21 protein-coding genes are annotated in these 18,533 nt (G+C 61.4%); 14 read left to right on the top strand and 7 right to left on the bottom strand.

Annotated features, from left to right (window positions below):
• The first annotated feature begins 27 nt into the window (after nucleotides 1-27).
• From BM160_RS07215 to BM160_RS07235, 5 genes are all read left to right on the top strand, one after another.
• Nucleotides 28-1,248 carry a pyridoxal-phosphate-dependent aminotransferase family protein gene (locus BM160_RS07215; protein ID WP_092002769.1) on the top strand — a complete coding sequence of 407 codons (1,221 nt, stop codon included), beginning with the start codon at nucleotides 28-30 and terminating at the stop codon, nucleotides 1,246-1,248.
• Nucleotides 1,249-1,334: 86 nt separating this feature from the next.
• Nucleotides 1,335-2,309: a Bug family tripartite tricarboxylate transporter substrate binding protein gene (locus tag BM160_RS07220; protein WP_092002772.1), complete on the top strand. Its 975-nt coding sequence runs from the start codon at nucleotides 1,335-1,337 to the stop codon at nucleotides 2,307-2,309.
• Nucleotides 2,306-3,523, top strand: coding sequence for a CaiB/BaiF CoA transferase family protein (locus BM160_RS07225; RefSeq protein ID WP_092002774.1), 1,218 nt, complete (start codon nucleotides 2,306-2,308; stop codon nucleotides 3,521-3,523). Before BM160_RS07220 ends, BM160_RS07225 begins: the two co-directional genes overlap by 4 nt.
• A gap of 14 nt (nucleotides 3,524-3,537) precedes the next feature.
• On the top strand, nucleotides 3,538-4,320 hold the full coding sequence (locus tag BM160_RS07230; protein ID WP_369821757.1) for an enoyl-CoA hydratase/isomerase family protein: 783 nt from the start codon (nucleotides 3,538-3,540) through the stop codon (nucleotides 4,318-4,320).
• A gap of 153 nt (nucleotides 4,321-4,473) precedes the next feature.
• Nucleotides 4,474-5,598: an ABC transporter substrate-binding protein gene (locus BM160_RS07235; protein ID WP_092002779.1), complete on the top strand. Its 1,125-nt coding sequence runs from the start codon at nucleotides 4,474-4,476 to the stop codon at nucleotides 5,596-5,598.
• A gap of 21 nt (nucleotides 5,599-5,619) precedes the next feature.
• Here the strand turns inward: BM160_RS07235 and nth are convergent, their stop codons facing one another.
• On the bottom strand, nucleotides 5,620-6,264 hold the full coding sequence (gene nth / locus BM160_RS07240; RefSeq protein WP_092002782.1) for an endonuclease III: 645 nt from the start codon (nucleotides 6,262-6,264) through the stop codon (nucleotides 5,620-5,622).
• Nucleotides 6,265-6,278: 14 nt separating this feature from the next.
• On the opposite strand from nth, the gene BM160_RS07245 reads away from it, so the two are divergent.
• The 6 genes from BM160_RS07245 to BM160_RS07270 all read left to right on the top strand — a co-directional run bounded on the left by BM160_RS07245 (nucleotide 6,279) and on the right by BM160_RS07270 (nucleotide 11,305).
• A complete protein-coding gene (locus BM160_RS07245) occupies nucleotides 6,279-7,478 on the top strand; it encodes an aminotransferase-like domain-containing protein (protein ID WP_092002785.1) in 1,200 nt (399 codons plus the stop codon).
• A 73-nt stretch (nucleotides 7,479-7,551) separates the two neighbouring features.
• The gene (locus tag BM160_RS07250; protein ID WP_092002788.1) at nucleotides 7,552-8,193 is read left to right on the top strand and encodes an FHA domain-containing protein; all 642 of its coding nucleotides are present in this window, start codon (nucleotides 7,552-7,554) and stop codon (nucleotides 8,191-8,193) included.
• 47 nt (nucleotides 8,194-8,240) lie between these two features.
• Nucleotides 8,241-8,603, top strand: a complete 363-nt coding sequence (locus BM160_RS07255) for a translation initiation factor Sui1 (RefSeq protein ID WP_092002791.1) — start codon at nucleotides 8,241-8,243, stop codon at nucleotides 8,601-8,603.
• A 1-nt stretch (nucleotide 8,604) separates the two neighbouring features.
• Nucleotides 8,605-8,817: a DUF3820 family protein gene (locus BM160_RS07260; protein ID WP_092003187.1), complete on the top strand. Its 213-nt coding sequence runs from the start codon at nucleotides 8,605-8,607 to the stop codon at nucleotides 8,815-8,817.
• A 229-nt stretch (nucleotides 8,818-9,046) separates the two neighbouring features.
• Nucleotides 9,047-10,234, top strand: a complete 1,188-nt coding sequence (locus BM160_RS07265; protein WP_092002794.1) for a YjgN family protein — start codon at nucleotides 9,047-9,049, stop codon at nucleotides 10,232-10,234.
• A 6-nt stretch (nucleotides 10,235-10,240) separates the two neighbouring features.
• Complete coding sequence (locus tag BM160_RS07270) at nucleotides 10,241-11,305, top strand: M48 family metallopeptidase (protein WP_092002797.1); 1,065 nt, start codon at nucleotides 10,241-10,243, stop codon at nucleotides 11,303-11,305.
• An 81-nt stretch (nucleotides 11,306-11,386) separates the two neighbouring features.
• On the opposite strand, the gene BM160_RS07275 is transcribed toward BM160_RS07270, so the two are convergent.
• The 3 genes from BM160_RS07275 to BM160_RS07285 form a co-directional block, all read right to left on the bottom strand.
• Nucleotides 11,387-11,728: a pentapeptide MXKDX repeat protein gene (locus BM160_RS07275; protein ID WP_092002800.1), complete on the bottom strand. Its 342-nt coding sequence runs from the start codon at nucleotides 11,726-11,728 to the stop codon at nucleotides 11,387-11,389.
• Nucleotides 11,729-11,808: 80 nt separating this feature from the next.
• Complete coding sequence (locus tag BM160_RS07280; protein WP_255368729.1) at nucleotides 11,809-12,570, bottom strand: molybdopterin-binding protein; 762 nt, start codon at nucleotides 12,568-12,570, stop codon at nucleotides 11,809-11,811.
• 42 nt (nucleotides 12,571-12,612) lie between these two features.
• A complete protein-coding gene (locus tag BM160_RS07285) occupies nucleotides 12,613-13,209 on the bottom strand; it encodes a cytochrome b/b6 domain-containing protein (protein ID WP_092002806.1) in 597 nt (198 codons plus the stop codon).
• Between the two features lie 171 nt (nucleotides 13,210-13,380).
• Here BM160_RS07285 and BM160_RS07290 point away from each other — a divergent pair, with 171 nt between their 5' ends.
• Nucleotides 13,381-13,947 (top strand): TVP38/TMEM64 family protein, encoded by a 567-nt coding sequence (locus tag BM160_RS07290; protein ID WP_092002808.1) that lies wholly within the window; start codon nucleotides 13,381-13,383, stop codon nucleotides 13,945-13,947.
• Between the two features lie 126 nt (nucleotides 13,948-14,073).
• On the opposite strand, the gene BM160_RS07295 is transcribed toward BM160_RS07290, so the two are convergent.
• Genes BM160_RS07295 through BM160_RS07305 form a run of 3 tightly spaced genes read right to left on the bottom strand, consistent with a single transcriptional unit; the run spans nucleotide 14,074 to nucleotide 16,339 of the window.
• Nucleotides 14,074-14,805 carry an amino acid ABC transporter ATP-binding protein gene (locus tag BM160_RS07295; protein ID WP_255368716.1) on the bottom strand — a complete coding sequence of 244 codons (732 nt, stop codon included), beginning with the start codon at nucleotides 14,803-14,805 and terminating at the stop codon, nucleotides 14,074-14,076.
• A complete protein-coding gene (locus BM160_RS07300; protein WP_092002811.1) occupies nucleotides 14,783-15,550 on the bottom strand; it encodes an amino acid ABC transporter permease in 768 nt (255 codons plus the stop codon). Before BM160_RS07300 ends, BM160_RS07295 begins: the two co-directional genes overlap by 23 nt.
• Nucleotides 15,551-15,571: 21 nt before the next feature.
• Entirely contained in the window at nucleotides 15,572-16,339 is a 768-nt protein-coding gene (locus BM160_RS07305) for a basic amino acid ABC transporter substrate-binding protein (RefSeq protein ID WP_092003192.1), read from the bottom strand.
• A 318-nt stretch (nucleotides 16,340-16,657) separates the two neighbouring features.
• Between BM160_RS07305 and BM160_RS07310 the strand changes: the two genes are divergently transcribed.
• Both BM160_RS07310 and BM160_RS07315 read left to right on the top strand, forming a co-directional pair.
• The gene (locus BM160_RS07310; protein ID WP_092002815.1) at nucleotides 16,658-18,229 is read left to right on the top strand and encodes an alkaline phosphatase D family protein; all 1,572 of its coding nucleotides are present in this window, start codon (nucleotides 16,658-16,660) and stop codon (nucleotides 18,227-18,229) included.
• A 25-nt stretch (nucleotides 18,230-18,254) separates the two neighbouring features.
• Nucleotides 18,255-18,524 carry an HNH endonuclease gene (locus tag BM160_RS07315; RefSeq protein WP_092002818.1) on the top strand — a complete coding sequence of 90 codons (270 nt, stop codon included), beginning with the start codon at nucleotides 18,255-18,257 and terminating at the stop codon, nucleotides 18,522-18,524.
• The last annotated feature ends 9 nt before the right edge of the window (nucleotides 18,525-18,533 follow it).

An 18,533-nucleotide genomic window follows, 5' to 3' on the forward strand; every position in this document is an offset into this window, starting at 1 on the left:
AGCAATTACTTGAGGAGACCACCTGATATGTTGACACTTGACTTTCATCCCACCGGCCGTCATTTCTTGCAGATTCCCGGCCCTTCGCCGGTGCCGGATCGCATTTTGCGGGCCATGAGCCTGCCCACCATTGACCACCGCGGCCCCGAGTTTGGCGCGCTGGGCCTGAAGGTGCTGGCCGATGTGCAGAAAATTTTCCAGACCACGCAGCCCGTCATCATCTATCCGGCCTCGGGCACCGGCGCCTGGGAAGCGGCGCTGGCCAACACTCTGAGCCCGGGCGACCATGTTCTGATGTACGAAACCGGGCACTTTGCGGCCTTGTGGCAAAAGCTCGCGGCGCGGCTGGGCCTGAAAACCGAGGTGATGTCGCATCCCGGTGCCGAGGTCTGGCGCCATGGCGTGCAGGCCAGCCTGATCGAGGAGCGCCTGCGCGCCGATACCCAGCACAGCATCAAGGCGGTGTGCGTGGTGCACAACGAAACCTCCACCGGCGTCACCAGCAATATTGCGGCGGTGCGCCAGGCGATGGACGCGGCCAAACATCCGGCGCTGCTGCTGGTCGACACGATTTCCGGCCTGGCCTCGGCCGATTACCGTCACGATGCCTGGGGTGTCGACGTCACCATCAGCGGCTCGCAAAAAGGCCTGATGCTGCCGCCCGGCATCAGCTTTAACGCGGTGTCGGCCAAGGCGCTTGAGGCCAGCAAAAAGGCCACGCTGCCCAAGGCCTTCTGGGCCTGGGACGAGATCATTGAGATGAACAAGACGGGCTACTGGCCGTCCACCCCGAATACCAATTTGCTCTATGCGCTCAGCGAAGCCTGCGACATGTTGCTCGAGCATGGGCTGGAGACCGTGTTTGCGCGCCACCAGCGCTGGGCCACCGGGGTGCGGGCCGCCGTGCGGGCCTGGGGCTTGCAGATCCAGTGCGCCGATGCCGCCGTGTATTCGCCGGTGCTGACCGGCGTGATGACACCCGAAGGCATAGACGCCGATGCGGTGCGGCGGATTATTTACGAGCGCTTCGATTGCTCGCTGGGCACCGGCCTGGGCAAGGTCAAGGGGCGGATGTTCCGCATCGGCCACCTGGGCGACTGCAATGATTTGACGCTGATGGCGGCGCTGTCGGGCTGCGAGATGGGTCTGAAGCTGGCTGGCGTCAAGCTGGCGGGGTCGGGCGTGCAGGCGGCGATGGACCATTTTTCCAGCCACGCGGCCGTCGTGCCACAGCGCAAGGCCGCTTGAGACGAATCGTTTGCTATTAATAAGGTAGCTAACTGCCCATAAAGAGTGCGGGCTACCAACCTATTTTTATAAGAGGAGACAAACTCATGCAACGCAGAACCTTTCTCAACGCCACTACCGCTACCACCGCCGTACTAGCGGCCCCCATGCTCAGAGCGCAAACCCTGCCTAACGGGCCGGTGCGCATCATCGTCGGCTTCGCGCCCGGTGGCGGCACCGATATTCTGGCGCGGGTGATTGGCCAAAAACTCGGCGACATGTGGAAGACGCAGGTCATTGTCGAAAACAAGGCGGGTGCCTCGGGCACCATCGCCGCCGATTACGTGGCCAAGCAGCCCGGCGACGGCAACACCTTGCTGATGGCCCACATCAACAGCCAGGCCATCACGCCGGCCTTGCAGAAGGTGAATTACGATGCGGCCAAGGACTTCCAGTCGGTGGTGCTGGTGGGCGTCACGCCCAACTTGCTGATCTGCAACGAGCACCAACCGGCCAAGACCGTGAAGGACCTGGTCGAGTTGTGCCGCGCCAACCCCGGCAAGATCAGCTTCGGCTCGGCCGGCACGGGCAGCGCGCAGCACCTGGCGCTGGAAATGTTCATGCTGGCGGCCAAGGTCAAGGCCATCCACGTGCCCTACAAGGGCTCGGGCCCCATGCTCACCGACCTGATTGGCGGCAACATCCAGTACAGCTTTGACACCATGACGGCGGCCACGCCCCATGTGAAAAGCGGCAAGGCCATTGCCCTGGCGCAGACGCGCCAGCAGCGCGTGGGTGCCTACGCCAACGTGCCGACCATGGCCGAGTCGGGCTTCCCCGGCTTCGAGGCAACCACCTGGTACGGCCTGGTCGGCCCTGCCAAGATGCCCGCGGCCATGGCCAAGCGCATGAACGAGGATGTCAACAAGGTCATGCTGATGCCCGACGTGATGGAAAAGCTGGCGGCCTCGGGCGCGCAGGACGGTGGCGGTTCCGCCGAGAAGTTCAGCGACTTCATGCGCACCGAGCAGGCCAAGTGGGCCAAGATCATCAAGGACGGTGGCGTGAAGGCCGACGCGTGACCGAGCCAGCCGCCAAAAGGCCACTTCCCCTGGCGGGTGTCCGCGTGCTGGACATCAGCCAGGTGATGGCTGGGCCTTATGCCTGCATGCTGCTGGCCGATCTGGGCGCCGACGTGATCAAGATAGAGCCGCCCGGCAGCGGCGACCAGACGCGCGGCGCCATGGGCTTCAAGATGAAGGGGGCCGACAGCCTGGGCTACCTGAACATGAACCGCAACAAGCGTAGCGTTACGCTCAACCTGAAGTCCAAGGCCGGGCGCGAGGTGCTGCTGCGCATGGTGAAGGACGCCGACATCCTGCTTGAAAACTACCGCCCCGGCGCGATGAAGCGGCTGGGCCTGGGCTACGAGGTGGTCAAGGAGATCAATCCGCGTCTGGTCTACACCAGTATTTCCGGTTTTGGTCAGACCGGACCCTGGGCCGACCGCCCGGGTTTTGATCTGATGGCGCAGGCCATGTCGGGCGTTATGAGCGTGACCGGCTATCCCGGTGGTCCGCCGGTGAAGGCCGGCGTGCCGGTGGCCGACATCGGTTGCGCGCTGTTTGCCGTCTACGCCACGCTGTCCGCCTACATTGGGGCCAAGGCCAGTGGGCAGGGCCAGCATGTGGATGCCTCCTTGTTCGACTCGGCGCTGGCTTTCTCGGTCTGGGATATCTGCGATTACTGGGGCACGGGAAAAGCGCCCGAGCCGCTGGGGACCTCCAACAAAATGACCGCTCCCTATCAGGCCATGGCCTGCTCGGACGGCTATTTCGTGATGGGCGCCAACAACCAGAAGCTGTGGCAGCAGCTGTGCCTCTTGTTGAATCGGCAGGAACTGCTGGAAGACGGGCGGTTTTCGACCATTTCCTTGCGACTTGCCAACCGCCATGCGCTGGAGACCGAACTGGAGCTGAGCTTTATCAAGCAGCCCAAGGCCTATTGGGTCGAGACTTTGCTTGAAGCCGGTATTCCGGCGGGCCCCATCTTGAGCTATCCGGAAGCGTTTGACAGCGAGCACGCCAAGGCGCGCGGCATGCGCATGGAAATTGATCATCCGGTGGAGGGCAAGGTGCCCAACATCGGCTTTGCCGTCAAGCTCTCGGGCACACCGCAGCAGGTAAGGCGGCACCCGCCCTTGCTGGGTGAGCACACCGAGGAAGTGCTGGCCGAATTGGGCATTGGTGCGGGCGAACGCGCCGAACTTGAAGCGCTGGGCGCGTTTGCCGTATGAGCGAGGAGGACAAGATGGGCACGGTTCGCTTGAGCGTGGCGGGCGGCATCGCCTCCGTGCTGTTCGATCGCCCGCAGGCGCGCAATGCCATGACCTGGGCCATGTATGAGCAGCTTGGCCGGATCTGCGAGCAGTTGCACGCCGACGCATCGGTGCGGGTGGTGACGTTTCGCGGTGCCGGTGGCGAGGCCTTTGTGGCCGGCACGGACATAGAGCAGTTCAAGGCCTTCGGCCAAAACCGCGACAGCGGCGAGGACGGCGTGGCCTATGAGCGGCAGATCGACCAATGCTTGCAGCGGCTGGAGTCGCTGCCCATGCCCACCGTGGCCGTGATCGAGGGCTGGGCCATAGGCGGCGGTCTGGCCATTGCCAATAGCTGTGATTTCCGTCTCGCCACCCCGGCTTCGCGCTTTGGCGTGCCGATTGCCAAGACCCTGGGCAACTGTCTTTCGGTGGCCAACCTGGCGCGACTGAGTGCCGTGTTCGGCATGTCTCGTGTCAAGCGCATGCTGATGCTGGCGGAAATTCTTGCGGCCGACGAGGCCTTGGCCTGTGGTTTTCTCACACAGGTCAGCGAGGCTGGCGAGATTGATGCGGCCCTGGTGGTTCTGTGCGAACGCCTTAGCGCGCTGGCGCCAGTTACCCAGAGCGTCAGCAAGGAAGGCCTGCGCCGGCTGCATGCTCATGGCTTGCCGGCTGACGAAGACCTGATTCGCCGCTGCTACGGCAGCGCTGACTTTCGTGAAGGCGTGGCCTCCTTTGTCGCCAAGCGGCGTCCCGCCTGGGCTGGGGTTTAGCCGGATTGCGAGCCGCGGTACATGCCGCAAAAAATCAGATGCAGGACATGCCAGCTATCGGCGCAAGGCCGAAGATGATACTGGAGCGGTCCCGGCTGGCCCTTGACATCGGCCTGTATAAAAAATTAATCGCAAAGACAAGGAAACCGTTTCATGAAGCTTGTTGATTTCTCCAGGGCTGGCAGCTTGCTGGCCGGCTTGTTGTTGTCCGTGGCCAGTTCCACCGCGTCGGCAGATATCGTGCTTGGGCACTCGGGGGATTTGTCCGGCAATACCGCGGCTCTGACGACCGACTATGTGCGCGGCATGAACGCCTACTTCGATGATCTCAACAAGCGCGGCGGTATTCGGGGCGAGAAGATCAAGCTGATCAGTCTTGATGATGGTTTCAATCCCGACAAGACGGCTGAAAACACCAAGGCCTTGATAGAAAAACATGAGGCGGTGGCCCTGGTGGGGTTTCGCGGTACGGCCAATATGCTGAAGATCGTGCCGATTGTGCAGGCGGCGGGCATCGCTCAAATTGGCAATACCAGCGGTGCCAAATCACTGCGCGACCCTTATGTCCCGAATTTGTTCCATGTCCGTGCCAGCACCACCGATGAGGTCGAAGCGGCCGTCAATCACGCCTGGACCATAGGCATCAATAAAATTGCGGCGCTCTACCAGGACGATGCCTTTGGCAAGGAGGGCCTGGAGGCGCTGAATGCTTCCCTGCAAAAGCGGGGGGCGAAGCCGGTGGCCGTGGCGCCGGTGCCACGCGGAACGGTGGACGTGAGCAAGGCCATCGATGTCATCGCCGCGGCCCAGCCACAGGCCGTGCTGCTGATTGGTCAGGCCAAACCGAATGCCGCCTTTATCAAGGGCCTGCGCCTGAAGGGGGTGAGCCCGCAGTTTTTTGTCCTGAGCGTGTCTTCTGGCCTGTATGCAGAGCTCAAGGAGCCTTCAGCCGGTGTGATCGCGGTTCAGGTGGTGCCTTATCCGTTTACCGAGCTGGGCAACGCCGTGGTGCGCGAATACCAGACCGTCATTTCGGCCAGTGGCGACAAAAAGTTCAGCTACAACAGCATGGAGGGTTTCCTCAATGCCAAGCTGGTGGCCCGGGCCATGCAGAAGATATCCGGGCCGGTCAGCCGCGCCAAGATCATCAGCACGCTGGAGTCTTTCACCAACGAAGACCTGGGCGGCTTTGCACTGACCTATGGCAAGCACAGCAATCTCGGCTCGCGCTTCGTCAATCTGACCATGATTCGCGCCGACGGCTCTTTTGCCCGATAGGTCAGACCTTTGTAGCGCTGCTTAGACGGGCGGCGCCGGCGTCTTGGGGCTGAAGTCGCACCAGGGCGCCACGGCGCACTGCCAGCACAGGGGTTTGCGCGCCATGCACACATAGCGCCCGTGCAGGATCAGCCAGTGGTGGGCATCCACCAGGTATTCAGGTGGAATGCGTTTGAGCAGTTTCAGCTCGACTTCCAGCGGCGTTTTTCCAGGCGCCAGCCCGGTGCGGTTGCCAATGCGAAAAATATGCGTGTCCACCGCCATGGTGGCTTCGCCAAACGCCGAATTCAGCACAACATTGGCCGTTTTCCTGCCGACGCCGGGCAGGGCTTCAAGGGCTTCGCGGGTGCGCGGCACCTGGCCGCCATGCTGCTCCATCAGTATCTGGCAGGTCGCCATCAGGTTTTTGGCCTTGGTGCGGTACAAGCCTATGGTCTTGATATAGCTTTCCAGTCCGGCCAGCCCCAAATCCAGGATGGCCTGCGGCGTGCCCGCGATCGGAAATAGTTTGCGCGTGGCCTTGTTCACGCCCACATCCGTGGCTTGTGCCGAGAGCAGAACGGCGGCCAGCAGTTCAAACACGCTCGTATACTCCAACTCAGTTACGGGCTGTGGATTGGCTGCCTTCAAAGTGGCAAAGAATGGCTCGATGTTTTCCTTCTTCATGGACCAATTCTCCCATGCCACTTCAATTTGCCGATCGCCTGAACAATGTCGAAACCTCCGCCATCCGCGAGCTCTTCAAACTGCTGGGCAAGCCCGGCATCATCAGCTTTGCCGGAGGTTTTCCCGACCCCGCCATGTTTGACGTGCAGGGGATTCAGGAGGCCAGCAACAAGGCCTTGAGCGAGGAGCCAGGCGCGGCCCTGCAATACGGCGCGACGGAAGGCTATCAGCCGTTGCGCGAACAGCTTGCCGCCTTCATGGCGACCAAAGGCGCCACCGTGGCGGCCAGTGAACTGATCGTGACCACCGGCAGCCAGCAGGCGCTGGACCTGCTGGGTAAAACCATGATTTCACCGGGCGACAAGGTGATTGTGGAGGGCCCGACCTTTCTGGCCACCATCCAGTGCTTTCGCTTGTACGGGGCCGAGCTCATCAGCGCCCCCATCGATGCCAACGGTGTCAAGACGGACGAGCTCGAGCAGCTGATTGCCGAGCACAAGCCCAAGCTGGTTTACCTGATTCCCACTTTTGGCAACCCCAGCGGTGCCATGTTGAGCCTGGAGCGGCGCAAAAAAGTGCTGGAGCTGGCCGTCAAGTATGAGACGCTGATCGTGGAAGACGATCCCTATGGCGATCTGTTCTTTGATGCACCGCCGCCACCGTCCTTGCTGGCCTTGAGCGATAGCGTGCCCGGCAGCCGCGACTGGCTGGCCCATTGTGGATCGCTCAGCAAGGTGTTGTCGCCCGGCCTGCGTGTGGGCTGGCTGATCGCCCCGCCTGCCTTGCTGGCCAATGCCACCATGTGCAAGCAGTTCAGCGACGCCCACACCAGCACCTTTGCCCAAGCCACGGCGGCTCAATACCTGAAGGCCGGCCGCATGCCTGCTACCTTGGCACATGTGCGTCAGGTCTATGCCGAGCGCGCCAGGGCGATGGGCGAGGCGCTAGGGCGCGAGCTGGGCGAGGCTGTGGCTTTTGTGCAGCCTGGCGGTGGTCTGTTCTTCTGGGTTCGCCTGACGGGTGCTGGCGGCGCCATCAGCGATGCGGGTGAGCTGGCCAAGCGAGCGATCGAAAAAGGCGTGGCCTTTGTGCCTGGGGCGCCGTTTTATGCGCTCAACCCGGACAGCTCTACCCTGCGCCTGAGTTTTGCCACGGCCGATGTCGCCAAGATCGAAGAGGGCATCGCCCGTCTGGGCCAAGCCTTGTGCCGTTGACGAAGGCCGATTACGATTAACTGGCCGATCACTGCATGGGGCGTGTGCGGCGAGCCAATCTGCAGGAACCATCATGCCGCAACTCATTGCATCGGTCGAAGGCGTCGAAGTCAAGCATGTTTACCTGAAAAATAACAGGACAACGCTGGGGCGCAAGCGGCATAACGACATCGTGCTGGATAACCTGGTGGTCAGTGGCGATCACTGCGTCTTTGATTTGCATGGCCTGGCCGAGGTCAGCATAGAAGACCTGGGCAGCACCAATGGCACTTACATCAATGGCGAGATGATCAAGTCGCGCCGCGTGCTGAAGGATCAGGACGTCATCACCATAGGCAATTTCAAGGTTCTTTTCATCGCTGACTCGGGGAATGACACCATAGGTTCTCCGCTGGAGACCAGGGCTACGGTGTTGGGCTCACTGGGTTTTCCAGGGACTAACGGTGCGATGCAGGCCAGCCTGAGGGTGTTGTCAGGTACCTCGGCCGGGCTGGAGGTGCCGGTGGTGAAGGCGGTGACGACTTTCGGCCGGCCGGGGGTGGCCGTCATTTCGATCTCGCACCGGCGCGACGGCTACTACGTGGCGCGCATGAGCAGCCAGCAGCCCCCCACCTTGAATGGGCAACTCATTGGCCCCGGTGCGATACCCTTGAACCACAACGATGTGCTGAATCTGGCGGGCACGGAAATGGCCTTTTTATTGAAGGACGCTTGAGTTCCACTGTCGTTAGCGGTGGCCCGAATATCCGCTATAACGCCGGGATGAGAAAAAATACTTCAAGCAGCGGCCTTGTCTATTCCACTGAGGCCGGAAGAATGTGCCCGGACTGCCGCCAGCCCATGGCCGCTTGCATTTGCAAGCAGTCCAAACCCCTCCCAAAATCCGATGGCGTGGTGCGCGTCTCCAGAAGCAGCAAGGGGCGTGGCGGAAAAATCGTGACGCTGGTCACCGGCTTGGCGCTCGATGACTTGGCTCTGGCCCAGTTTGGCAAGCAGCTCAAAGCGGCGTGCGGCTCGGGCGGCACGGTGAAAGACGGTGTGATCGAAGTGCAGGGCGACCATTGCGATCAGGTGATGCAGACGCTGCAAAAGCATGGTTACACGGCCAAGCGAGCGGGTGGCTAGCGTGAATCCTGAAGACCTGCAGTTGCTGCTGAGCCGTGAAATGCCTTATGGCAAATACAAGGGCAAGAAGATTGCCGACTTGCCCGGCAACTACCTGAACTGGTTTGCCCGCGAAGGTTTTCCCAAGGGAGAAATTGGACGGCTGCTGGCGCTCATGCACGAAATCGACCACAACGGCCTGAGTGCGCTGCTCGATCCGCTGCGCAAGCCTTAAGGGGATTCCCCGTTTAAGATTTCAAGCAAGGTGGTTTGCTACCATAAAGGTAGCATTCTTTGCCTATTGCTATTGGGTTAAAGGCATGTTCCGTTCTTTTTAAGCGCCTGACGCCGACTTGGCTTTGGGGGCTCGCTCGGGTCTTCTTGATTTGACGTTACATTATTTGACAACTGAGTGCTGTGCTAGGCATCCAGTAGAAAAAAAACAGTCACTCAGGGAGACTCTTGTGAATGATTTCGTGCGCAATTCTTTGTTGCTGGCCACCCCCGCGCCGAGCATGGAGCCTCAGGCCCATCGTTTGCCGATCGAGTTCACCGGTTCCGGCAGCGAGTACTTCCGCATCTGGCTGGTCAACCTGCTGCTCTTGCTGCTGACCCTGGGCATTTATTACCCTTGGGCCAAGGTGCGGCGCCTGCGCTACTTTCATGGCAATACGCTGGTGGGCGGCGAGCCGTTGGGCTTTCATGGAAACCCCAGGAAGATGCTCAAAGGCTACTTGTTGGTGGGGCTGCTTTTCGTGCTGTATTCCGTCGCTGGCAACTTTTCGCCTATGGCGGGTTTCGTGGCTTTTTTGATCGTCACGGCGATTTGGCCTGCGCTGCTGAAATCATCCATGCAGTTCCGACTCGCCAATACCAGCTGGCGTGGCTTGCGCTTTCGCTTCAAGGGCTCGCTGGGCGATGCCTACCGTGCGGCACTGCCGCTGTTTGTGCCCGGCCTGCTGATTCTTGGGGCGGTGACGGGCGTCGCCGATCCCCAGAAGCCGCCGAGCTGGTATCTGATCATCGTGGCCGGCGTGATGCTGCTGACCCTGGCCGTACTGCCCTGGCTGCTCTGGAATTTCAAGCAGTATCAGCACAATCATTACGCGCTGGCTTCCCTGCAAACGACCTTCACGGCTACGCTGGGGTCTTTCTATCAGACCTTTTTCAAGGCTTTCGGCATCATGCTTCTATCGCTGGTATTGCCGGTTGGCGTGGTGGTGGCGGCCATGTTTGCGCTGAAAACCAGCGGCACGCTGAACCCATCTTCAGGGGTGCTGTTTGCCCTGATGGCGGGGCTTGGCCCCTTGGTCGGAATACTGGCCATGCTGGTGGTGCTCAAACCCTACTTGACGTCGCGCCTGCAGAATCTGGTGTGGACGCGTACCGGTAATGCATCCCTGCGTTTCAAGAGCAAGCTGCGCTTTCGGTCGCTGCTCTGGCTAACGCTCAAAAACTGGCTGCTGATTGTGCTGACGCTGGGGCTTTACTGGCCCTTTGCCGCAGTGGCGCTGGCGCGTCTGCGGCTGCAGGCCGTGACAGTCAAGACCCGGGAGAGTCCGGACACCTTGGTCAGCCAGGTCAGTGCAAGCGAAGGCGACGCCGCAGGCGATGCTGCCGGCGACCTGTTTGGCCTTGATATCGGCCTTTGACGCGGCATGCCAGCGATTGAGTCTAGCCTGCTGCCCGCCCGTTATTTTGACGGCGTGAGCGCACGCGCGCATGCCGTGAGGCTGCAGCTTCAGGACGGTTTTTTGCTGATCAGCGGCGACGGTATTCAGCGCAGCCTGGCGCTCAGTGATGTGCAATGGCCGGAACGTACCCGCCACGGCGGGCGGGTGGCTTACCTGAAAGATGGCGGCTCCGTGCAGTGTGCCGACAGCGCAGCCTGGGACCACTGGCGCCGTCTCGGCGGGGCTCGCGAGCCGCTGGTGGTGAAGCTGCAGCAAAGCTGGCGCTGGGTGCTGGCCTGCACGCTGATGTTGGTAGCTCTATTGGTGCTGCTGCAGCAATGGGGCTTGCCTGTGCTTTCTCGCGCCCTGGTGGCCGCGACCCCTCTGAGCGTGGACCAGTCGCTGGGCGAGGCGTCTTTGGCGCTGATCGACGGGCAGCTGATGCGGCCCAGCAAGCTCTTGCCTGCCGAGCAGGCGCGGCTGCAGGCTGCATTGGCGCAGGCCGTCAGCGCCATGCCAGCGGGCAGTGTGCCGACATGGCAACTGGTGTTTCGCCAGAGCCGCATAGGCCCCAACGCCTTTGCCTTGCCGGGCGGCACGCTGGTCATGACCGATGAGTTGGTTGAACTGGTGGAGCGAGATGACAAAGTGATTACGGCCGTGCTGGCGCATGAGCTTGGTCATGTGCGGCACCGTCACGGTTTACGCATGCTGATACAGACTGCGGCGCTGAGCGGGCTGGCTGGCGTGGTGTTGGGAGACTTCAGCAGCGTGCTGGCAGGCATGCCTGTGCTGCTGGGGCAAGCCAGCTATTCGCGGGAGGCCGAGCGTGAGGCCGACCGCGAGGCGGTGCGCGTTCTCAAGGCCGCGGGCATCTCACCGGCGGTGATGCTGACCCTGTTTGACCGGCTGGAGGCCAAAAGGCGCAAGGCGGAAAAGGGCGATGACAAAGCGCTGGGACAGGATTCGTGGCTGGGCATTGCCTTTGCGTCCCATCCACCCGATGCCGATCGCGTGAGTTATTTCAGGGAAGCCGCCGCCGGGCCTTGATGCCAGCGAATCTGCATTGGGCGGCTTGGCGGCGCAACTACCGGGTGTGAGCTCCCTCCCTGAAGGCTTGATCTGAGGGGCTTATTTTTTCATCTCGTCCTTGCCCATGGCATCTTTCCCCATCTGGTCTTTGGCCATGCCATCTTTCCCCATCTGGTCTTTGGCCATGCCATCTTTCTTCATACCGTCCTTGGCCATGCCATCTTTCTTCATACCGTCCTTGGCCATGTGATCCTTTTTCATCGCGTCTTTCTTCATGGCCCCTTTGCCCATGGCGTCTTTCTTCATGCCGTCTTTCGCCATGGCATCCGAGCTCATGGCGTCCTTGCCCATGGCATCTTTTTTCATGGCGTCTTGTGCCATGGCGCTGGCCCCTGCGACCAGCAGGCAGGCGGACAACAGAGTTGCTGTGAGTTTCTTCATGATGATTTCCTTAGGTGGTGAGGGTTGAAGTCTTCAGTCGAACGGCAGCGAGGCCGGTGTTTCAGGGTCTCTGAGCGGGCTCAGCTACCTCCGAACCAGTTGTAACCCTGGTCTTCCCAGTAGCCGCCAGGGTAGGTGTTGGTGACGAAAATCGCCTGTATGTGCTTGGGGTTTTTGTAGCCCAGCTTGGTCGGCATGCGCAGCTTCATGGGAAAGCCGTATTTGGGCGGCAGCGGCTGGCCGTCGTAGCTCAGCGCCAGTACGGTTTGCGGGTGCAGCGCGGTAGCCATGTCTATGCTGGTGAAGTAGTCGTCGGCGCACTTGAAGCCCACGTATTTGGCGCTCAAGTCGGCGCCCACCTGGCGCAGAAAGCGCTCAAACGAAACCCCGCCCCATTTGCCGATGGCGCTCCATCCCTCGACGCAGATGTGGCGCGTGACCTGGTCTATCTGCGGCATGGCGCGCAACTCGGCCAGGGTCCATTTGCGCTTGTCGGCGACCAAACCGGTCACTTCCAGCCGGTAGCCGCTTTCCTCGACTTCTCGCACCTCGTCTTCGCTGTAATAGGCGTTGAAGGGAAAGGGCCGGGTGATCATGGACTCGGGATAGGTGGGCGCCAGGCGATGCGGGTCAAAGAGCCAGGCCTGCACCTTGTCATTCATGCGGGAAACCCGGCTCAGCACCGTCTCCATGCTGTCTTCATCCACCAGCGTGCAGCCGGTGAGCATGGACAGGCCGCCCAGGGTCAGCGAGCGGCGCAGGAATTCGCGCCGCGCCGGCTGCAGCTGGCCTGCATGGCTGATGCGGGCGACGGCCTCGTCCAGCCATCCGCGGCTGTCCATGGCCATGTGTGGAGGTGGTTTGATGATCATTTTTCCGACTCCTTAGCGACCACGAACCATGTAGAGCAACGTGCGCGGCACCAGCGCCACCATGACCAGGTGAACCAGGATAAAAGCGGCCAGTGCCGCCATGGCAAAAAAGTGCACCAGCCGGGCGCCTTCATAGCCGCCCAGCAGCTCGCGCAGCAACGGGAATTGCACGGATTTCCACAGCACCAGGCCTGAGAGCACCAGCAGCACGCTGTCGACCATGACGAACAGATAAGCCAGGCGCTGCACCATGTTGTAGTGCTGTGGGTCGGCATGGGCCAGTTGGCCCTTGAGTGCGGCCCGCACATCGCTCAGTAGGGCCCTGGCCGAGAGCGGGAAGAACTTGTGGCGCAGCCGGCCTGTGGCCAGGTTCAAGCCCAGATAGAGCAGGCCGTTGATGGCCAGCACCCACATGGCGGCAAAATGCCACATGATGGCGCCACCCAGCCAGCCGCCCAGCGTGATGTCTTTGGGAATGGCAAAGCCCAGGAAGGCGGTGGCGTTGTAAATTCTCCAGCCGCTCATCATCAGAACGATGACGGCCAGGGCGTTGACCCAGTGCATGATGCGCAACCAGCCTGGGTGTATGAGTGCTTTTTTTGCCTTCATGGCTGCTCCTTGGGGCTATCAACAAAACCTGGTTTTTTCAGGAATTTCACGTCCATTTCCTGGCGTGTTGAGCATTGGTCGGCGCAGTGGCCGACTTCTTACCGCTGCCTTGCATTTGGTTACGCGGGATGCTTCCCGCAATGGATTTAAGAGCGCAAGCTGCAAGCCAAGATGTACCGCTATAAGCGACTGTTCGCCGTGGCCGGCTTTTTGGCCTTGTTGTTCGCGCTGTTTCAGTTTTCGGGGCTGCGCGAGCATTTCAGCCTGGCTTTTTTGCACCAGAAATTTCTGGATAACGTGGTCAGTGGCATGCTGATCTTCATCCTGCTCTTTTCACTGGGCAATCTGATCCAGATTCCGGGCTGGATTTTTCTGGCTGCCGCCGTGCTGGCACTGGGGCAGTTCTGGGGTGGCGTTGCCACTTATGTCGCGGCGCTGCTGTCCTGCGCGCTGACCTTCTGGGTGATACGTCTGCTGGGCGGCGATGCCTTGCGCCAGTTGCGCGGTCGGTGGGCCGGCCGGCTGCTGGCGCAGCTCGATGAGCATCCGGTGCGCAGCGTGGTGATTTTGCGAACCCTGTTCCAGACCGTGCCGGCGCTCAATTACGCCCTGGCCATGTCCGGCCTGAAGTTTCGCAACTACCTGCTGGGCAGCGCGCTGGGCCTGCCCTTGCCGATTGCCTTGTACTGCCTCTTTTTTGACTACCTGGCCAGGAGTCTGCATCTCACGACGTATTGAGCTGACGCCGTGATGGGTTTGTTTGCTATGAAATAAGTAGCTGGTAGCGACCGCTGCTATTGCGCTACAGGCCTTTTTTATGAGAATTTAAGCGAACAGGGGCGGGCGCCAGGCCCGCCCGGCTGCTTACAGTACCTTGCTCAGGAACTTGCGCGTGCGCTCTTCCTGTGGCCGGTCAAAGATGTCGGAGGGCGAGCCTTCTTCGACCACCAGGCCTTCGTCTATGAACAGCACCCGGTCGGCGACCTGGCGTGCAAAGCCCATCTCGTGGGTGACGACCACCATGGTCATGCCTTCCTCGGCCAGGTTTTGCATGACGGCCAGCACCTCGCCAACCATTTCCGGATCCAGCGCCGACGTCGGCTCATCAAACAGCATGATGCGCGGCTGCATGGCCAGGGCCCGGGCAATCGCCACGCGCTGCTGCTGTCCGCCAGACAACTGATTCGGATAGGCATCAATCTTGTCGAGCAGGCCGACCTTGGACAGCAGTTCGCTGGCGCGGGTACGGGCTTGCGCGGCCGTCAGATGGCGCACCTTGGTGGGTGCCAGCGTGATGTTTTCCAGCACGGTCTTGTGCGGAAACAGGTTGAAGCGCTGAAACACCATGCCGATTTCCGAGCGCAGGGCATCGACGTCGGTTTTGGGGTCGTGCACGGACACGCCATGCACCAGCACTTCACCGGCGGAGGCATCTTCCAGGCCATTGAGGCAGCGCAGGAAGGTGCTTTTGCCCGAGCCCGAAGGCCCGATGACGCACACCACCTCGGTGGCCTTGATGCTGCAGTCAATACCGCGCAGCACCGGCAGCAGACCAAATTGCTTGGTCAGCCTATTAACGCGAATCACCTCGTCCATAACGGGCCTCCAATTTCTTTACTCCATAGGCCAGGCCCAGCGTCAGCACCCAGTACATGAGCGAAATCGTGAGGTAGGGTTCCCAATAGCGTGAGTAGGCGCCGGCCACGGTACGCGCGGCGTAAGCCAGTTCGGCCAGGCCGATCGCTGAAATCAGCGACGAATCCTTGAGCAGCGAAATGGCGTTGTTGCCCAGCGGCGGCAGCATGCGGCGAAACGCCTGCGGCAAGATGATGTGGTACATGGTGCGCGGAAACGACATGCCCAAAGAGCGTGAGGCTTCCACCTGACCGCGATCTATCGACTGAATGCCGGCGCGGAATATCTCGGAGATATAGGCCCCCGAATTCAGCGTGAGCGCCACCACGCCAGACAGGAATGCGCCGTAGTTTTGCTTCAGGTCGCGCGCTGTTTCACCCGAAATCAACAGCCCGTCGGTCGGGTTGATGAACAGCGGCAGTACCGCGAAGTGAATCAGCAAGATCTGCACAAACAGCGGCGTGCCGCGGAAAAAGCTGACATACACCGTGGCCGGCCAGCGCAAGGCGTACTTGCAAAGCTGGCGAGCTGGGGCGTGGCGGGCTTCGGCCACACGTGCCATGCCGATCGCCAGACCCAGCGCCGTGCCCTGCACGATGCAGATCAGGGTGACCATGATGGTCATCTGCAGGCCGCGCCAGAACAGAACGGCGTATTCTGAAATGATGTCCGGGCGGAACCACCCGAACCAAAGAACGTGTTCCATAAGAAACGTGCTGCCCGCTGATTATTGGGCTGGCAGCGTTGGTGCTTCGGCCTGGAACCACTTCTTGTAGATCTGGGCGTAGCTGCCGTCGGCCTTGACGGCGGCCAGGCCGGCATTGAGCTTGTCTTGCAGCGCCTTGTTGCCCTGCTTGACGACGATGCCGAAGTATTCCTTGGCAAAGCTGGCATCGCTCACGGTTTTCAGCTGCTTGTGTTCCTGGACACGGAAGGCAATCACGCCGTTGTCGCCAATGGCGGCATCCAGGCCGTTGTTGACCAGCTCGGAAATCACCACCGGCGTGCTTTCAAAGCGGCGGATGTCGGGGTTGGTCTTGCCGAATTCGCGCGAGGCGATGTCGTCGCCGGTGCTGCCGTTGACGACGCCGATTTTCTTGCCGGCCAGGTCTTTCAGGCCTTTAATCGGGCTGTCTTTTTGCACGGCGATCAGCTGGCGGGCCTCAAAGTAGGGCGCGGTGAAGTCGTAAGACTGCTTGCGCTTGTCATTGATGGTGACGCCGGAAATCACGAGGTCCAGGTCGCCGTTGTTGAGGGCGGCGAAGATGCCGGTCCAAGGCGTGTTGACGATCTTGATCTTCAGGCCGGCCTTCTGGGCGATGGCCTTGATCATGTCCACGTCGTAGCCGACGATTTCCTTGGTGGGGCTTTCGTAGGCAAACGGGCGGTAAGTGGCGCTGGAGCCGACCACCAGCTCCTTGTTTTGAGCCTGGGCGCTGCCCAGTGCGAAGGCGAGAAAGCCGGCCGAAGCCACGATTTTGTGCAAGAGTTTCATGATGACATCCACAAAGAGTAAGTGAGAAAAAGCGCTTACAAGTCCTAAAGAAGGACAAAACTGAAGTACGCCAATGGTAACGCCTGAGCGCCTCTGTGCCGCCGCGGTGACGGGCCGGCCGGTGAGCGGCCAAAGGCAGAGCTCGCCGATAGCGGGCCGTTTTTCAGGGGCTGGGGTTAAGGCCACAAGGCCAGGCAATTGCTATGATTAACATAGCTGTCGGCGTCCATTGTACGCCGCCAAAGCCCGCTTTTCATGGTAAAAGCGCTGTTGAATGGTCGCTTTGTGATGCGGCCTGCAAGGAGTGCTGATTTGAAAATGACTAAGCTGGACCCGGCGCGTCGCCGCCTGCTGCAGTTGGCTGCGGCCAGCGCCAGCAGTTTGTGGCTGCCACGCAGCGCCTGGAGCCAGGCCAGCCTCAAGAGCGATCCCTTCACCTTGGGGGTGGCCAGCGGTTCCCCGACGCAGGACTCGGTGGTGCTGTGGACGCGGCTGCTGTCAGAACAGCTGGGGCAACGCCGGGAGCCCGTGACGGTGCGCTGGGAAGTCGCGCATGACCAGCAGTTCAGCCGCATCGTGCAAAGCGGCCAGGCGCAGGCATTGGCCGAACTGGCGCATTCGGTGCATGTGGAGGTGGCGGGCCTGGCGCCGGATCGCTGGTATTTTTACCGCTTCATGCTGGGCGATGCCGTCAGCGCCACCGGCCGCACACGCACCTTTCCGGCACCCGATGCGATGGTGGCGCGCATGCGCCTGGCCTATGCCTCATGCCAGAACTGGCAGCAGGGTTACTACAGCGCCTACCGCCACATGCAGGGCGAAAACCTGGATGCCGTGCTGTTTCTGGGCGACTACATCTATGAGTACCCCGACAGCAGCAACCCGGTGCGGCCGGTGAGTGGCGGCTGGGTGGTGACGCTGGACGACTACCGCCAGCGCTACGCCCTGCACAAGAGCGACCCGGATCTGCAGGCCATGCATCAGGCCTGCCCCTGGCTGCTGACCTGGGACGACCATGAGGTGCAAAACGACTACGCCGGCCTGCATGAGGGGCGCAGCGGCGCTGCCGTGCCCGACTTTGCCGCCCGCCGCGCCGCCGCCTACCAGGCCTATTACGAGCACATGCCGCTGCGCGCCGCTGTGCTGACACGGGCCGTTGCCGGGCTGGCCAGCGGGGCCGAGATGCGCATCTACAGCCGGCTGCACTTTGGCCGGCTGGCCTCGTTTTATTTGCTCGATGCGCGTCAGTACAAGGACCCGCAGGCCTGCACCCGGGATGGTCAGAGGGGCTCCAGTACGCTGGATCCGGCCGGATGTGCGGCGTGGACAGATCCTGGCCGCAGCATGCTGGGGGCGCAGCAGGAGCGCTGGCTGGACGCCGAGTTGGGCCGGGCCGGCCGGCAATGGAATGTGCTGGGCCAGCAATCGCTGCTGGGCCAGCGCGATTTTCGCCCGGGGCCTAGCCGGCGGCTGTGGAATGACGGCTGGGACGGCTACAGTGCCGCGCGCACCCGGCTGACGGATTCGCAGCGCAAACATGCGGTGAACAATGCGGTGGTGCTGGGCGGCGATGTGCATGAAAACTGGGTTGGCCATATCAAGGCCGACTACGGAGTGGCGGCCAGCCCTGCGGTCGGTGTCGAGTTTTGCGGCACCAGCATCACCTCGCGCTCGGGCGGCAACGAGAAAACCGCCGAGCGTCTGGCCGAGAATCCGCATTTTGTTTTTGCCGATGCCGAGCGCAAGGGCTATGGCGTGGTGGAGCTGACGCCGGGGCGGTTGACCACCAGCTTGCGCGTGGTCAGCGATGTCAGGCAGCCGCACGCGACGCTGCAAACCCTGGCGAGTTTTACGGTGCAGGCCGGGCGGCCGGTGCTTGAAAAGGAATGAAAGCGATCACTATGGAAATGCCATCATGAGCCGTCTGGGCCTGACCCGCGACAAGATTTATAAAACCGTGGCGCGCCAGCTTCACGGCCAGGTGCCCTGCTGGGTTTGCGGCCAGCATGTGATGCCGCAGGCGGCCACGCTGGAGCATATTCAAGCCTTGAGCGACGGTGGCAACAGCCACGCCGAAAACCTGGCCATCAGCCACGAGGTTTGCAATGGTCAGCGCCATGCCCAGGGCCGGGTGCCGGTGTCGGCCAGCGCGCCCGGCCAGGTCGGGCGCAAGGCCGCCGGCTAGGGCGCTGCC

The organism is Polaromonas sp. OV174 (assembly GCF_900112285.1).
Lineage (GTDB): Bacteria > Pseudomonadota > Gammaproteobacteria > Burkholderiales > Burkholderiaceae_C > Polaromonas.

Excerpts from the sequence above, each read along its gene's own strand:
- BM160_RS07215 (WP_092002769.1), top strand. The coding sequence starts at position 28 with ATGTTGACACTTGACTTTCATCCCACCGGCCGTCATTTCTTGCAGATT.
- BM160_RS07220 (WP_092002772.1), top strand. The coding sequence starts at position 1,335 with ATGCAACGCAGAACCTTTCTCAACGCCACTACCGCTACCACCGCCGTA.
- BM160_RS07230 (WP_369821757.1), top strand. The coding sequence starts at position 3,538 with ATGGGCACGGTTCGCTTGAGCGTGGCGGGCGGCATCGCCTCCGTGCTG.
- BM160_RS07235 (WP_092002779.1), top strand. The coding sequence starts at position 4,474 with ATGAAGCTTGTTGATTTCTCCAGGGCTGGCAGCTTGCTGGCCGGCTTG.
- nth (WP_092002782.1), bottom strand. The coding sequence starts at position 6,264 with ATGAAGAAGGAAAACATCGAGCCATTCTTTGCCACTTTGAAGGCAGCC.
- BM160_RS07245 (WP_092002785.1), top strand. The coding sequence starts at position 6,279 with ATGCCACTTCAATTTGCCGATCGCCTGAACAATGTCGAAACCTCCGCC.
- BM160_RS07250 (WP_092002788.1), top strand. The coding sequence starts at position 7,552 with ATGCCGCAACTCATTGCATCGGTCGAAGGCGTCGAAGTCAAGCATGTT.
- BM160_RS07255 (WP_092002791.1), top strand. The coding sequence starts at position 8,241 with ATGAGAAAAAATACTTCAAGCAGCGGCCTTGTCTATTCCACTGAGGCC.
- BM160_RS07270 (WP_092002797.1), top strand. The coding sequence starts at position 10,241 with ATGCCAGCGATTGAGTCTAGCCTGCTGCCCGCCCGTTATTTTGACGGC.
- BM160_RS07275 (WP_092002800.1), bottom strand. The coding sequence starts at position 11,728 with ATGAAGAAACTCACAGCAACTCTGTTGTCCGCCTGCCTGCTGGTCGCA.
- BM160_RS07280 (WP_255368729.1), bottom strand. The coding sequence starts at position 12,570 with ATGGACAGCCGCGGATGGCTGGACGAGGCCGTCGCCCGCATCAGCCAT.
- BM160_RS07285 (WP_092002806.1), bottom strand. The coding sequence starts at position 13,209 with ATGAAGGCAAAAAAAGCACTCATACACCCAGGCTGGTTGCGCATCATG.
- BM160_RS07290 (WP_092002808.1), top strand. The coding sequence starts at position 13,381 with ATGTACCGCTATAAGCGACTGTTCGCCGTGGCCGGCTTTTTGGCCTTG.
- BM160_RS07295 (WP_255368716.1), bottom strand. The coding sequence starts at position 14,805 with ATGGACGAGGTGATTCGCGTTAATAGGCTGACCAAGCAATTTGGTCTG.
- BM160_RS07300 (WP_092002811.1), bottom strand. The coding sequence starts at position 15,550 with ATGGAACACGTTCTTTGGTTCGGGTGGTTCCGCCCGGACATCATTTCA.
- BM160_RS07305 (WP_092003192.1), bottom strand. The coding sequence starts at position 16,339 with ATGAAACTCTTGCACAAAATCGTGGCTTCGGCCGGCTTTCTCGCCTTC.
- BM160_RS07310 (WP_092002815.1), top strand. The coding sequence starts at position 16,658 with ATGACTAAGCTGGACCCGGCGCGTCGCCGCCTGCTGCAGTTGGCTGCG.
- BM160_RS07315 (WP_092002818.1), top strand. The coding sequence starts at position 18,255 with ATGAGCCGTCTGGGCCTGACCCGCGACAAGATTTATAAAACCGTGGCG.